The organism is Propioniciclava coleopterorum, assembly GCF_011393335.1.
Classification (GTDB): domain Bacteria; phylum Actinomycetota; class Actinomycetes; order Propionibacteriales; family Propionibacteriaceae; genus Propioniciclava; species Propioniciclava coleopterorum.
In genome coordinates this window covers 3,634,668-3,648,129 of record NZ_CP049865.1, presented here as the reverse complement: position 1 = coordinate 3,648,129, position 13,462 = coordinate 3,634,668, and the positions used below count along the sequence as shown (strand labels likewise).

Annotated in this window: 14 protein-coding genes; 12 read left to right on the top strand and 2 right to left on the bottom strand. The window is 69.7% G+C overall.

Going from position 1 to position 13,462, the window contains the following annotated elements; all coding sequences use genetic code 11:
- Positions 1-8: 8 nt before the first annotated feature.
- Positions 9-887, top strand: coding sequence for a carbohydrate ABC transporter permease (locus G7070_RS17310; protein ID WP_166234791.1), 879 nt, complete (start codon positions 9-11; stop codon positions 885-887).
- 2 nt (positions 888-889) lie between these two features.
- Positions 890-2,293, top strand: a complete 1,404-nt coding sequence (locus tag G7070_RS17305) for a sulfatase family protein (protein WP_246228145.1) — start codon at positions 890-892, stop codon at positions 2,291-2,293.
- A gap of 62 nt (positions 2,294-2,355) precedes the next feature.
- Here G7070_RS17305 and G7070_RS17300 read toward each other — a convergent pair whose 3' ends face one another.
- Positions 2,356-3,492, bottom strand: a complete 1,137-nt coding sequence (locus G7070_RS17300; protein WP_206079859.1) for an anaerobic sulfatase maturase — start codon at positions 3,490-3,492, stop codon at positions 2,356-2,358.
- A 290-nt stretch (positions 3,493-3,782) separates the two neighbouring features.
- On the opposite strand from G7070_RS17300, the gene G7070_RS17295 reads away from it, so the two are divergent.
- The 3 genes from G7070_RS17295 (at position 3,783) to G7070_RS17285 (ending at position 5,988) form a co-directional block, all read left to right on the top strand.
- Positions 3,783-4,919, top strand: coding sequence for an FG-GAP repeat domain-containing protein (locus G7070_RS17295; protein WP_166234787.1), 1,137 nt, complete (start codon positions 3,783-3,785; stop codon positions 4,917-4,919).
- Positions 4,904-5,104, top strand: a complete 201-nt coding sequence (locus tag G7070_RS17290; RefSeq protein ID WP_166234785.1) for a hypothetical protein — start codon at positions 4,904-4,906, stop codon at positions 5,102-5,104. The genes G7070_RS17295 and G7070_RS17290 overlap by 16 nt, the downstream gene beginning before the upstream one ends.
- 80 nt (positions 5,105-5,184) lie before the next feature.
- Positions 5,185-5,988: a sugar phosphate isomerase/epimerase family protein gene (locus G7070_RS17285; protein WP_166234783.1), complete on the top strand. Its 804-nt coding sequence runs from the start codon at positions 5,185-5,187 to the stop codon at positions 5,986-5,988.
- On the opposite strand, the gene G7070_RS17280 is transcribed toward G7070_RS17285, so the two are convergent.
- Positions 5,967-6,866 carry a LysR family transcriptional regulator gene (locus tag G7070_RS17280; protein WP_166234781.1) on the bottom strand — a complete coding sequence of 300 codons (900 nt, stop codon included), beginning with the start codon at positions 6,864-6,866 and terminating at the stop codon, positions 5,967-5,969. The genes G7070_RS17285 and G7070_RS17280 overlap by 22 nt on opposite strands.
- A 116-nt stretch (positions 6,867-6,982) precedes the next feature.
- Here G7070_RS17280 and G7070_RS17275 point away from each other — a divergent pair, with 116 nt between their 5' ends.
- The 7 genes from G7070_RS17275 to G7070_RS17250 are packed head-to-tail and all read left to right on the top strand — an operon-like array spanning position 6,983 to position 13,051.
- The gene (locus G7070_RS17275; RefSeq protein WP_246227185.1) at positions 6,983-7,951 is read left to right on the top strand and encodes a hydroxyacid dehydrogenase; all 969 of its coding nucleotides are present in this window, start codon (positions 6,983-6,985) and stop codon (positions 7,949-7,951) included.
- A gap of 13 nt (positions 7,952-7,964) precedes the next feature.
- Positions 7,965-9,104, top strand: coding sequence for a mandelate racemase/muconate lactonizing enzyme family protein (locus G7070_RS17270; RefSeq protein WP_166234777.1), 1,140 nt, complete (start codon positions 7,965-7,967; stop codon positions 9,102-9,104).
- A gap of 19 nt (positions 9,105-9,123) precedes the next feature.
- Positions 9,124-9,474, top strand: coding sequence for a twin-arginine translocation signal domain-containing protein (locus tag G7070_RS18130; RefSeq protein ID WP_206079858.1), 351 nt, complete (start codon positions 9,124-9,126; stop codon positions 9,472-9,474).
- An 8-nt stretch (positions 9,475-9,482) separates the two neighbouring features.
- Positions 9,483-10,430 (top strand): extracellular solute-binding protein, encoded by a 948-nt coding sequence (locus G7070_RS17265; protein WP_206080167.1) that lies wholly within the window; start codon positions 9,483-9,485, stop codon positions 10,428-10,430.
- A gap of 17 nt (positions 10,431-10,447) precedes the next feature.
- Positions 10,448-11,365 carry a carbohydrate ABC transporter permease gene (locus tag G7070_RS17260; protein WP_246227184.1) on the top strand — a complete coding sequence of 306 codons (918 nt, stop codon included), beginning with the start codon at positions 10,448-10,450 and terminating at the stop codon, positions 11,363-11,365.
- Positions 11,355-12,257, top strand: a complete 903-nt coding sequence (locus G7070_RS17255; RefSeq protein WP_166234773.1) for a carbohydrate ABC transporter permease — start codon at positions 11,355-11,357, stop codon at positions 12,255-12,257. The genes G7070_RS17260 and G7070_RS17255 overlap by 11 nt, the downstream gene beginning before the upstream one ends.
- A complete protein-coding gene (locus G7070_RS17250; RefSeq protein WP_166234771.1) occupies positions 12,254-13,051 on the top strand; it encodes a sugar phosphate isomerase/epimerase family protein in 798 nt (265 codons plus the stop codon). Before G7070_RS17255 ends, G7070_RS17250 begins: the two co-directional genes overlap by 4 nt.
- Positions 13,052-13,462 lie beyond the last annotated feature (411 nt).

Sequence of the window (13,462 nt, the reverse complement as noted above, 5' to 3'; positions counted from 1 at the left end):
GAGCCCCCATGACCACCAATGTGAAGGGGCGCACGAGGCGCCGTCAGAACCCGCTCGGGGGCGACTCGGTGGGACGCTCCATCGGCGTGGGGGCCGTCTGGCTCTTCGTCGTCGGGATCGTCGCCCTGCTCGTCTGGGTGCTCGTCCAGTCGTTCCGCGACACCCGCGCCATCCTGCAGGAGCCGTGGGGCCTGCCCACCTCGCTCGAGTTCGGCAACTACGTCACCGCCTGGAACGACTCCGGGTTCGCCCAGGCAGCCTGGAACTCCACCTGGACCGCGGTCGTCTCGGCCGTCCTGATCGTGGCGGTCTCGGCGCCGGCCGCGTACTGGCTCAGCCGGTACGAGACCTGGATCACCAACTCGCTCACCATGTACTTCGTGCTGGGCCTGGGCGTGCCGCTGCAGGTCGTGCTGATCCCGCTGTTCGTCATGCTGAACTACGCCGGGCTGACCAACAACCTGGGCGGGCTGGTGCTGGTGTACGTCGGCACCTCGATCCCGTTCACGCTTTTCCTGCTCACCGGCTTCTTCCGCAGCCTGCCCAAGGAACTGGAGGAGGCTGCGGCGATCGACGGGGTCTCGGCGTCCCGGACGTTCTTCACGATCATGCTGCCGCTGGCCAAGGGCGGCATCCTGACCGCCTTCGTCCTGCAGTTGATCGCGCACTGGAACGAGACGCTGCTGGCCATGACGTTGCTGCAGTCGACCCGCAACTACACCCTGCCGGTCGCCCTGATCGCGTTCGTGCAGCAGCAGACCTACTCGGGCGCCGACTGGGGCGGCCTGTTCGCCGGCCTGGTCATCGTGATCTTCCCGATGCTGGTCGTGTACCTGTGGCTGGGCCGCAACCTGTCCGAGGGCCTGACGCTGGGGATGGGCAAGTGACGATGACCCGCCCCAACCTGCTCCTGATCATCGCCGACCAGTGGCGCGCGGACGCGCTCGGCTTCGTCGGCGGGGATCCCGTCCACACCCCGAACCTGGACGCCCTGGCCGCCCGCGGCCGCGTCCTGGTCGAGGCGACCAGCACCTACCCCGTCTGCAGCCCCTGCCGCGCCATGCTGCTCTCGGGCGCCTACCCGTGGGTGAACGGCGTGCCGCTCAACACCAACTCCCACACCGGGCCGATGGGGGTCGCGCTGCGCCGCGACATCCGGTGCTGGTCCGACGTCCTGGCCGACGAGGGCTACCACCTCGGCTGGATCGGCAAGTGGCACCTGGACCCGCCGGACGAGGTCGACATGCTCGTCGGCGAGGGCGTCCGCGAGGACGGCAAGGTGTGGGACGGCTGGACGCCGCCCGAGGGACGCCACGGCTTCGACTTCTGGTACTCCTACGGCGCCTGCGACAAGCATCTGGAGCCCCACTACTGGCTCGCCGACTCGCTGCAGACCGAGCCGGTCCGCGTCCAGGAGTGGTCGCCGCGCCACGAGGCCGGCATCGCCATCGACTTCCTGGACGCCGCCGCGGCGGCCGCCCGGGACGAGGGCACCCCGTTCGGCCTGGTGTGGTCGATCAACCCGCCGCACCAGCCCTTCGACGAGGTGCCGGATGAGTACTTCGCCCACACCCGCGATCTGACCGCCGACGACCTGCTGGTGCGCCCCAACGTCCCGGCCGACCCGGCGCTGCGGGAGGAGGCGGCCAAGGCCGCCCGCGGGTACTTCGCCGCCATCCGCGGCGTGGACGAGCAGGTCGGACGCGTGCTGGACCACCTGGACGCCTCCGGCCTGGCCGAGAACACCATCGTGATCTTCACCTCCGACCACGGCATGCAGCTGGGCAGCCACGGGCTGATGTACAAGAACGTGCCCTACGACGAGTCCATGCGCGTGCCGATGATCATCGCGTGGCCGGGCACGCTGCGTCCGGGGACCGACAGCGTCCTGATGGGGTCGGCCGAGCTCGCGCCGACGCTGCTGGGGCTGCTGGGCGTCGACGACGTGCCCGACCACATGGTCGGCGTCGACCTCACCGCCCACCTGCGCGACGAGCCGGACGCCGTCACCCCCACCGAGAGCCTCTACCTGCGGGTGGACGGCACGGTGCAGCGCGGCGACGTCCGCGGGCTTCGGACGCACACCCGGAAGCTGGCGATCACCGCCGCCGACGGGGAGCGCACCGTCGAGCTGTGGGACCGCGAGGCCGACCCGTACGAGCGGATCGAGGTCGCCGCCGAGCGCCCCGACGAGGTCGACGCGCTCACCGACCGGCTCCGCACGGTGCTGACGCAGCTGAAGGATCCGCTGGTGGGCGATCTGCTGGGGGAGGGCGCCTCCCGGGTGGGCTGACACCGGCGTGGACGCCGCTGCGGCGTCCACCCCACATCACGGGGGCCGTCCCGCGGGCTGACTCAGCCCCGCGGGGCGGCCCCCATGATGTCGGCGGCCGGACGCCCCTGCCGCAGCAGGTCGCCCATCGCGCGCAGCGCCGGCGTGATGTGGGTGTAGAACGCCTCGTACCCGGCGCACAGGTAGTTCAGCCCCGGCTCCCCGGACGCCGTGGTGGCGAACCGGTCCTTCGGGCAGCCGCCGTGGCAGGCCCAGCGCACCGGGCAGGCGAGGCACTGCGCGGGGAGCGCCGTCGCCTTCGAGCGGCCGAACTCCCGCTGGAAGGGCTGGTTCAGCATGTCGGCGAAGGAGTCGGTGGCGACGTTGCCCAGCCGGTGGTCGGGCTCGACGAAGTGGTCGCACGAGTAGACGTCGCCGTTGTGCTCCATCGCCAGGGCGTCGCCGCAGGTGGGCGCGTGGACGCACAGGCTGTACCGGCCGAACAGGGCACCCAGGGCCACGTCGACGTCCTGGATGAACACCGACCCGACGTCGCGGCTCACCCACTCGTCGAAGATCGCGTTGAGGAAGGCGCCGTAGGCGGCGGGATCGACGGTCCGGGAGGTGACGCCGGTGCCGCGCTGCCGGTAGAGCACGTGCCGGCCGGCGTCGTCGCGGTAGCCGGCCTCGGCCACCGCCTCCTGGCCGGGCTCGACGCGCTCCACGATCGGGATGAACTGGATGAACTCGGCGCCCAGGTCGTCGCGGAAGTGCCGGTACACCTCCAGCGGATGCGCGGCGTTGCCAGCGTGGACCGTGCACAGGATGTTGTGCTCGACGCCGTGGGCCTGCAGCACGCGCAGCCCGCGGACGACCTGGGCGTGCGTGCCCCGCCCGGCGCGGTTGACGCGGTACAGGTCGTGCAGGGGAGCGGGGCCGTCGAGGCTCACCCCGACGAGGAAGCGGTGCTCGGCCAGGAACGCGCCCCAGGCGTCGTCGATGAGGGTGGCGTTGGTCTGGATCGCGTGCTGGACCTGCTGGCGGGGTCGCTTGAGTTCCTCGGCCAGCGCGACGGCGTCGCGGAAGAAGTCCAGCCCGCGCAGCGTGGGCTCGCCCCCTGCCAGCCGATGGTCACCGGCCCGTCGGGCTGCGCGTCGAGGTGGTTGGTCAGCCAGGCCCGCAGCGTCCCGGCGTCCATCGCCTGGGCGCGGGCGTCCCACAGCGCCTCCTTGGACAGGAAGAAGCAGTAGCTGCAGTCGAGGTTGCAGGCCGCGCCGGTGGGCTTGACGATCAGCGAGAACGGACGCCGCGCGGCACTGGCAGGCTGCTGCGACATGGGGGCGCACTCCTGGTCTAGGCGATGGCTGGGTGGCTCCAGTCTACGGCGAGCACAGTTCGCCCGTGGTGTGAAGCGAGGCATGCGTGCGACGTGCGGACGGCACTGCGACAGCGAGAAGAACGTTGTTAGGCTGCCGACGGCTGTCCCGATGTCTCTGAACGGAGTTCGCCGATGCGTCCCACCCTCACCCGACTGCGCCACCGAGCGATCGCCGCCGGTCTGGCGGTCGTGCTCGCCGCCGGTCTCGCACTGACCGCCCCCACCGATGCGCACGCGGCCATCACCGGGGCCCCGAACAAGCTCGACCTGCTCGCAGTGCGCGGCGACGGTGACTTGCTCCTCTACCGCAACACCGGTTCGGTATCAGCGCCTTACTCCGGCGGTTCGGTTCAACTGGGGCACGGCTGGGACGGCTTCGGTACCGTCGTGGCCGGCGATTTCGACGGAGACGGTCGTTCCGACGTCTTCGCCGCCCCGCCCGTCGTCGACTCCACCGTGAACCAGGACGCCCGCGTGTACGTCAACACCTGGAGCGGCAGCGGCCCGTTGGCGTCCACCGTCCGTGCCTCCATCCCCGCAGGGACGCGTCTGGTGGCCGCCGGCGACCTCAACGGCGACGGGGTCGACGACCTGCTGCGTGTGTCGGCCGACGGTCGGCTCTTCGTCGAGTTGAGCAGCCTGGCCGAGCCTGGGAATGGCACCTTCGGCGGTTTCGGCGCACCCGTGGGCCATGGATGGGGATCGTTCAAGGAGATCTCCTTGGCGGACATGAACCGTGACGGCTTCGCCGACATCATCGGCCGCCGCGATGACGGTGCACTCTGGCTCTACCTCAATCGGGGCGCCGGGGCGTGGGGAACCATCCCGACCAGCATCGTCGGGCCGGGGAGGCAGATCGGGTGGGGTTGGGATGGTATGCGCACCATCGTAGTGGGGGACACGACGGGGGATGGCTGGCCCGACGTCCTCGCAGTTCGCGACGACGGTGTGCTGCTGAGCTACACCAACAGCCGCAGCGTCACGCACCCGTACAGCGCGAGCCGACAGGTGGGCCACGGCTGGGGTGGATTCAGCAAGCTCATGCTGGCGGACTTCCACACCGCCCGGGCGACATCGCTGAGCATCGGGCCGAGCGACATCGACTCGTACCAGGGGCCCGCGGGTGTGATGACCACCGTGAACGGGGCTCAGGCGCTCAGGTTCTCCAGTAACGGAATCGGCTGGACCTCGCTGGCGGGAGGCACCCCGACAACGCGCTGGCGCAGTTCCTGCGGCAGAACATCGGACGCCGCGTGGAGGCCTGCCTGACCGGTGATGCGATGAATGCGCGTCTGGTCTTCGCCGGCACCAATGTCACGATCGGCACATACGGCAAGAGGACGACCTGCCAGACCGCGACCATCCCACGGGTGGAGGCGTCACGTCTGGCTGTCACAGTGACGCGCACCCAGGCCGTGGGCCTGTTCTACGGGCTGCGGTTGCGGGTCGTCTGAGCGGAGATCTCCTGGGGGCATGTTCGCGACGGAAACCTCGTGCGACAGCGTGAAACAGCGTGCCCGGAGTCGCTAGGGTCGTGGCCGTTCCGATCGACCGGGAGGCGACGATGCTGGGTGTGGTGTGGCGGGATCTGACGGACGCTTCGGCGGTCCGCGACGCGGGCGCGGACTTCGTGGAGCCCTACGTCGTGGGCAACTACGTCCGCGTCGAGGACGACGTGGTGACGGCGCTGGACCCCGGCGACGGGCTGCACCCCTCGTTCGTGGTGCTGTTCGCCGGAGCCGTGAAGCTGAGCGTCCCGGACGCCTCGCCCGATCTGTTCGCGTCCTACCTGGACGCGACCGCCGCCGCGCTGGCGCGCGAGGCCGAGCCGGGGGCCTTCGTCGTGCTCGGCAGCGCCGGCGCGCGCAACATCCCCGAGGGGCTGGACCGGGCGGTCGCCGAGCGGACCTTCCTGCAGCGGCTCGCCGTCGCACGGGACGCCTACGCCGCGGTCGGGCTCGAACTGCTGCTCGAGCCGCTGAACCCCGGCGAGTCCAACATCGCCCGCTCGTTCAAGGAGGCGGTCGAACTGCTCGACTCGGCCGGCCTGCAGGACGTCCGGCTGGTGTGGGACACCTACCACGCGGGCCGCAGCGACGAGGACCTGGCCTTCGTGGCCGACCACGTCGACCGCATCGCGCACGTTCACCACAGCGGGCCGGATCGGCTGCCGCCGTCGCGGGCCCCTCGCGAAAGCCTGGACGCGCTCCGCGTCGTCCTCGACCGCGGGTACGCCGGTCACGTGTCGCTGGAGTGCGACTTCGCCGATGTCAGCGAGGTCGCCGACTCCCTGGCCGTGGTCCGCGCCTACTTGGGTCAGGAGCCCGCCAACGCCTGATCGCCGAGGCGGGTCACATGTGGCAGAACTCGAGCCAGCGCCGGGTTGGTGCTGGCCGGGTTCCAACACGCATGCAGCGGGATGAACCGCCGGTCGGCATCGGCCAGTTCGCGGAACGTGACGCCGTCCACGCGCATGGCCGTGCACGAGCGGGGGATCAGTGCACAGCCCAAGCCGTCGCGCACGAGGGCCAGCATCGTCGGCACTTGGCTGGCGATCTGCGTCTGGAGGAATACCGCGACCCCGACGAGGGCCGCGCACACCGTGTGCAGGTAGTGGGATCCCTCGGGGCTGTACCCGATGTAGTCCTCTGACAGATCGGCCAGTGCGAGTGGGCCAGGTGCTTTGGCCAGGTCGTGCCCGCTTGGAACGGCCAGCACGAGGTCCTCGCTGTGCACCTGGACCGACAGTAGGCCGGATGGGACAGGCGGCCGGATCAGGCCGAGGTCGAGTGACCCGTCCAGCAGTTGATCGAACTGTTCCTCGCTCTGCAGTTCGGTCAGCGCAATGTGTACCTGCGGCGCGTGGTCGCGGATCTGTGCCAATGTCGCACCCAGCAGTGCGTACGCGCCGATGGTGGTGAAGCCCAGCCGCAGTGTGCCCGACTCGCCCGCGGCGACGCGCTGCGCGTTCGCGGGCGCAGCGTCGGTCAGCGCGAGGATGCGGCGGGCATCCTGCAGGAAGGCCTCGCCGGCCGCGGTGAGGCTCACCCCGCGCGGCCCGCGCACGAAAAGTTGCACGTCCAGGGCTCTCTCCAGGCCCTGGATCTGCCTGGTCAGCGGTGGTTGTGTCATCGCCAGCCGCTCGGCGGCCCGGCCGAAATGCCGCTCGTCCGCGACCGTGACGAAGCCGCGCAACTGCACGAGAGAGAAGTCCATGCGTGGATGGTATCGCCTGATTCGGAAATCGACTTGGACGGGCATCACTCCTGCCCCGTAGCGTCTCGGCCATCGCTGATGACGACCGAGGAGTGCTCCGCATGTACCGCCTGGCCATGGCTATGACACCCGAACGGGCGACCGATGTGTTCGACCCGGCCACCCGCGCCGCCCTGGAAGCCCAACACGAGGTGATCTGGGCACAGGCGCCGCTGGACGAGGACGAGGTTCGCAGCCTCGCCGCCGGGGCCGACATCCTGGTGACCAGTTGGGGGACGCCGCCGCTGCCGGCGGACGTGTTCGCCGAGGGTGGCCCGCGCGCCGTCGCCCACGCAGCCGGCACCATGAAGAACCTCGTCACGGTCGAGTTGGCCGACGGCGGCCCGGCGCTGTTCTCGGCCGCGTCACGGATCGCCTGGTCGGTAGGGGAGTACTGCCTGGCCACGACCCTGACGATGTTGCGTCGGGTCCGCGAATACGACGCCTCTACCCGGGCCGGCGCGTGGCGCCCCGAGGTGCGTGGCCGTGAGCTTCGCGGCCGCCGTGTCGGCATCGTCGGCGGCTCGTCGACCGCGCGGGCCTTCCTGGCGATGCTGGCCCCGTTCCAGGTGGAGGCGCTGATCTACGACCCCTTCCTCACTACGGACGCCGCGGCAGGCCTGGGCGCGCAGTTGGCGCCGCTGGCCGAGGTGATGGCGGCCGATATCGTCTCGATCCACGTGCCCGACCTGCCCAGCACCCGTGGCATGACCGACGCCGACTTGCTCGCGGCGATGCCCGATGGCGGTCTGCTGATCAACTCGGCTCGCGCGCTGGCGGTCGACCAGGACGCGCTGCTCCGCGAAGTGGGTTCAGGACGCATCCGCGCCGCCCTCGATGTGTTCCCTGCCGAGCCTGCCACCAGCTTCCCGCAGTCGCTCACCGACGACCACGGCTCGCTGCTCACCCCGCACATTGCCGGCGACACCCTCGAGGGGCACCAGGCGCTGGGTGGCTACGTCGTCGGCGACGCCCTGGCCTACCTGGACACAGGCGTCCGCGGTCCCAGCTACGTCGATCCGGCCAACTGGTCGATCTCGGCCTGAGGGGAGCGGATACATGGCGATCAGCCAGGTCGAGGTCTTCTTGGTCGAGGTGCCGTTCGCGAAGTCGTTCGCCCTGGGCTCGGGCGCCGTCGGTGCGTCCGGCGGCACCGGCGACGTGATCTACGTCAAGGTCACCACCGACGAGGGTGCGGTGGGCTGGGGCGAACAGCGCGCGCTGCCCAGTTGGAGCTACGAGACCCGCGACACCATCATCTCGGTGCTCGCCAGGAACCTCGCGCCGCTCGTGTTGGGCACCAGTCCGTTCGCGGTCGAGGCGTACCACCAGGCGGCGAGCCAGGTGCTGAGCCCGTCGGTGTCGAATGGCTTCCCGTTCGCCCGGGCGGCCCTCGATCTGGCGCTGCACGACGCGGCGGGCCAGCTCGCGGGCGTCCCGATCAGCGACCTGCTCGGCGGCGCGGTGACTGACGCCCTCCCGCTGTGCTCGGCGGTCGGTGTCGCCTCGCCGCAGGAGATGGCGACCCGTGTCCTCGAGAGCTCGGCCTTCCACGCCTACAAGCTCAAGGTCGGCGGTGATCCGGCCGCCGACGCTGCCCGCGTCCTGGCCTGCGCCGAGGTCGCCGGGGGCAAGCCCATCTGGCTGGACGCCAACCAGTCCTACCGCCCCAGCGACGTCGGCGGTCTGCTGCGCCGAATCGGCGACGTGCCCGGACTGGCCTGCTTGGAGCAGCCGGTGCCCAGCACCAACTGGGGCGCGATGGCGCGGCTGCGCGAGCGGCTTGACGTGCCGTTGGCCATCGATGAGGGCAGCTTCACCGCGTCCGACCTGGCCCGCACCATCACTCTCGGCGCCGCCGACATGGTCGTGGTGAAGGTGTGCAAGTCCGGCGGGCTGCGGCAGGCGCTCAAGACGGCTGCGGTCGCCCAGGCGCACGGTGTCGAGGTGCTCTCCAGTGGTCTGACCGATACCGGCATCGGATTCGTGGCCGCGCTGCACCTGTTCAGCCAGCTCGACCTGGCCCTGCCGGCGGAGTTGAACGGCCCGGAATTGCTCGCTGAGTTGTACGTCGAGGGACTCCAGATCACCGACGGCGTGGCGCAGGTGCCCACCGGGCCCGGGCTGGGCGTGACCGTCGACGAGGACCGCATTCGCGGTCTGGCCACCGAAATCACCGTCGTGCGCGCCCGCGCCTGACCGAGTAAGGAGAGAGCAGATGTCACCACCGTCGTTGAGTCGCCGCAGCCTTCTGAAGGCTGGGGCCGCCACCGGCACCCTCGCCCTCGCAGGCCTGGCCGGATGCAGCGCCAAACCGCCCTCGAGCGACCTGTCCTGGTCGATGTGGTCTTCCAGCGCGGCCGAGGATGCAGTCTGGGCCGACTTCAGCGCCTACGTCGAGAAGACGCTGGGTCGCCGATCGATCGCCAACCTGACCCCGTCGTCGGGATACCCCACCAAGATGGACCTGCAACTGGTCAGCGGCACCCAGAGCATGGTGCACGCCGTCAACGGGTTCCTGGTGCCCACCTACGCCGCGCGGGGGCACTGCGTCCGATCGATGACCTGATCGCGGGCATGGACCTGACCGATTTCTTCCCCGACATCCATGCGATGAGCGGCTTCGGCGGCCACCAGTACGGCCTTGGCTTCGACGTGGCACCCATGGTGCTCTACGTGAACAAGACGCTGTTCGCGGCCAACGGCATCCCGCTGCCGCCTACCGATCGGCCGATGACGTGGGATGAGTTTCGCGAGGTCGGGGCCGCGTTCGCCCAGAAGCCTGGCCAGTACGGCTTCACGCACGCGCCCGCCATCGACGACCTGATCTCGTGGCTGTACTCCGCGGGCGCGGACGTGATGAACGAGGAGCAGTCGGTCAGCACGTTGCACCTGCCCGAGGCCGAGTACGCGCTGCGGTTCGTGGTGGATCTGTTCACCAAGGACGGCATCGCCCCGCCCATCACGAACCTGGTCACCGTGAACGCCACCGGCAACTTCCTCGACGGAAACGTCGCCATGATGCAGAACGGGCCCTGGCAGGTGCTCAACGTCCGCAAGGCGAAGTTCGAGTGGGACGTCGTGCCGTTCCCTGCGGGGCCGGCCGGCAGCCTGCCGCGCGTGTCCGGCTCGGCGTTCACCATCCCGGCCGGCACCTCCGACGTGGACGCCGCCTGGCAGTTGCTCACCACGCTGACCAGCACGCCCGCGCTCGACATCTATGCCCGCGCCGGCCGCAACAACCCGGCCCGACGCTCGGCCAGCAGCGCGTTCGAGCCGCCGCCGGCCAACCTCGGCATCGTGCAGAAGATCCTCGCCGGCGAACTGCCCGGCGCGGGCGGGCACCGGTACGTGACGACCACGAACTGGAACGAGGTGCGCCAGATCACCGCCCAGGAGTTGCCGCGTTCCTACCTGGGGCAGCGCGACATCGCCGAGACCGTCAGGGTGCTGCGGCCCCGCCTGGACGCGCTGATGGTCCAGAACACCGACAACATCCGCCAGATGAACGCGCGCCGACGATGAGCGAAAGGACCGACACCGTGAGTGTGACCTCACCCGATACGTCCCGCCGATCCCGTTGGCGCGAACGTGAGCACCCGGCCCTGGCGGCCTGGCTGTTCCTGCTGCCGAGTTTTGCCGGCTTCGCCATCTTCACCGCCGTCCCGGTGGTCGCGGCGGCCGTCATCTCCTTCCTGGACTGGAATCTGTTCAGCCCGCCGACGTGCGCCGGCCTGAGCAACTTCATCGAACTCGGCTCCGACCCCACCTTCTGGGCGGCGTTGGTCAACACGGCAGTGTTCACCTTCACCAGCGTGCCGCTGACCATCCTGGTCAGCTTCGTGCTGGCGCTGATGGTGAACCAGGGCTTCAAGCGGATCGCCGTGGTGCGCTCGCTGCTGCTGCTGCCGTACGCCACCATCACAGTGGCGGTCGCCTTCGTGTGGATCTGGCTCTATATCCCCACTGGGGGCCTCATCAACCGGGTCATCGGCTTGTTCGGCCTCGACGGGCCGGCCTGGCTGGTCTCCGACGTGTGGGCGATGCCCGCCCTGGTGCTGATGAGCGTGTGGAAAAGCTTCGGCTTCGGCATGGTCATCTTCCTCGCCGGCCTCCAGGCCATCCCGCAACACCTCTACGACGCCGCCAAGGTGGACGGCGCCTCGGGGGCCCGGCAGTTGTGGCACGTCACGGTGCCGATGTTGTCGCCGTCGATCTTCTTCGTGGTCGTGACCTCGATCATCGGGTCGTTCCAGGTGTTCGACCAGGCCCTGATCATGACCAACGGGGGGCCGGGCACTAGCACCACCACGCTGGTGATGTACATCTACCGGACCGCCTTCGAGAACTACAACCAGGGCTACGCCTCGGCTCAGTCCCTGGTGCTGTTCGCGTTCATCCTGGTGATCACCGCCATCCAATTCCTCGCCCAGCGGAGGCTCGTCCACTATGACCAGTGACCTGATCGAAGCGCGCGCAGCCGCGCCCGCGCCCACCGCGTCCAGCCGGAGGGCTGACGGCCGTCCCGCCAAGGCGGAGGTGACCGCGAAGCTGCTTGTGTTCGCCACCTTCGTGGTGACCGCGTTCACCCTCATCCCCATCGTGATGATGGTGCTGGTGGCGTTCCAGTCCGACGCCGACGCGATGCGCGCGACGCCGTACATGATTCCGCCCACCTGGCACCCGGAGAACTTCGCCCGTGTGTTGACGATGGTGCCGCTGGGGCAGCACCTGCTCAACACCGTCATCTTCGCCGGCGGCACCGCGATCCTGGAGACCGTCACCGCGGCGCTGGCCGCCTACGCGTTCGCCCGGATCAAGTTCCGCGGCCGGGAGGCGTTGTTCGGTGTCTACCTGGCCACGCTGATGATCCCGACCCAGGTGACGCTGATCCCGCAGTTCATCATGATCGCGCGGCTGCAGTGGGTGGATACCTGGTGGGGCATGATTCTGCCCTACGCGTTCACCGCGCTGGGCGTGTTCCTGCTGCGGCAGTTCTTCCTCGGCATCCCGATGGAGTACGAGGAGGCCGCCCGGATCGACGGCGCGAGCCGGTGGCAGATATTCACCGGCATCATCCTGCCGATGGCCGTCCCCGCGGTCGCGACCCTGGCGGTGTTCAAGTTCATCGCCCAGTGGAACAACCTGCTCTGGCCGTTGGTGGTCTCCAACACCAACGCCACCCGGACCGTCACCGTCGGCCTGCAGGTGTTCCAGGACACCCAGGGCACGCAGTGGAACCTGTTGCTCGCCGCGGCCACGATCACCACGGTGCCGCTGATCATTCTCTTCTTCCTGACGCAGCGGTGGTTCGTCCGCGGCATCACCATGAGTGGGCTGGGCGGCCGATGAGCGAGCCGATGTGGGTGCTGTTCACCAAACGATGGGCGCCGCTGCCGCCCGAGCCGTTGGGCGAGGTCGTCGCGGGTTTGGGGTTCGACGGCATCGAGCTGCCTGTGCGGCCCGGCTCGTGGGTGAGCCCCGAGGACGCGGCCGAGCGGCTGCCCGCGATGGTCGAGGGGTTGCGCCGGGCCGGCGTGGCGGTGGCCTCGATCGCCGCCGAGCCGACCCCGGCGGTGCTCGCCGCCTGCGGGGACGCCGGGGTCGACCTGATCCGCGTGATGGTCGCCGTCGACCCGGCTGATCCGCTCGGCTCGGTCGCTCGGCAGCGGGACGCCTGGGTGGCGCTGGAGTCGGATTGCGAGCGGTTCGGCGTCCGGATTGGCGTGCAGCAGCACCGCGGTGCCTACGTCGCGACCACGCTGGGTGTGATGGGCCTGCTCGCCGAGGCGCCCAAGCACCTGGTGATGGTGTGGGATGCCTGCCACGACGCCCTCACCGGCGCCGACCCGGCGGTGAGCCTCGACCTGGCCGCGCCACGGCTCGCGATGGCCAACCTCAAGAACGCCGCCTTCCGCGACGTCTCTGCCACGGCGGGGGCGCGGCCGCAGGAAATCTGGTACGCGCCCGGACGCCACGGCGTCACCGACTGGGCCCGCGTGCTGGGTCTGCTCGCCGAGCGTGGGTGGGATGGGCCGATCTGTCTGACCGCTGAGCTCAGCGATGCCGCCACCCCCGACGAGGTCGCCGACGTGATGCGCGGCGACCTCGCCTGGGCCAAGGAGTTGTGGAGCGCCGCGCGCTGACCCGATCCGAGATCCCTCATTGCCACGGTTTGGGAATGAGGGATCTCGTCGCGTCCGCCCGCATTACCCCGGAGTCCCAGAATGCGGACCCGAGTTTGGTGGATCCGACAACCTTGTGCAGAATGGTGCCCATGAGTCAGACCGCCACGCGCCGCTACCATGTCGACTTCGGTCGCATGGCCCGGATGCGTTGTCGCTGTCTGATGTCGCGCGCTCAGTACTGACGCCCTTGTCCTGAGCGGTCGGCGGCCCTGGTCGGCCCCGTCCAAGCGACCCCTCCCGCGAACCCGAGCCACGGCTGTGGCGGGCGCCCGCGTGCGCCCGGTCGGGAATCGCCCACCATTTCCACCATTCTTCGCGGCGCCGCCGCGCGCATTCTCCCGATCCCCCTGTATTCATCATGCCGTTTTC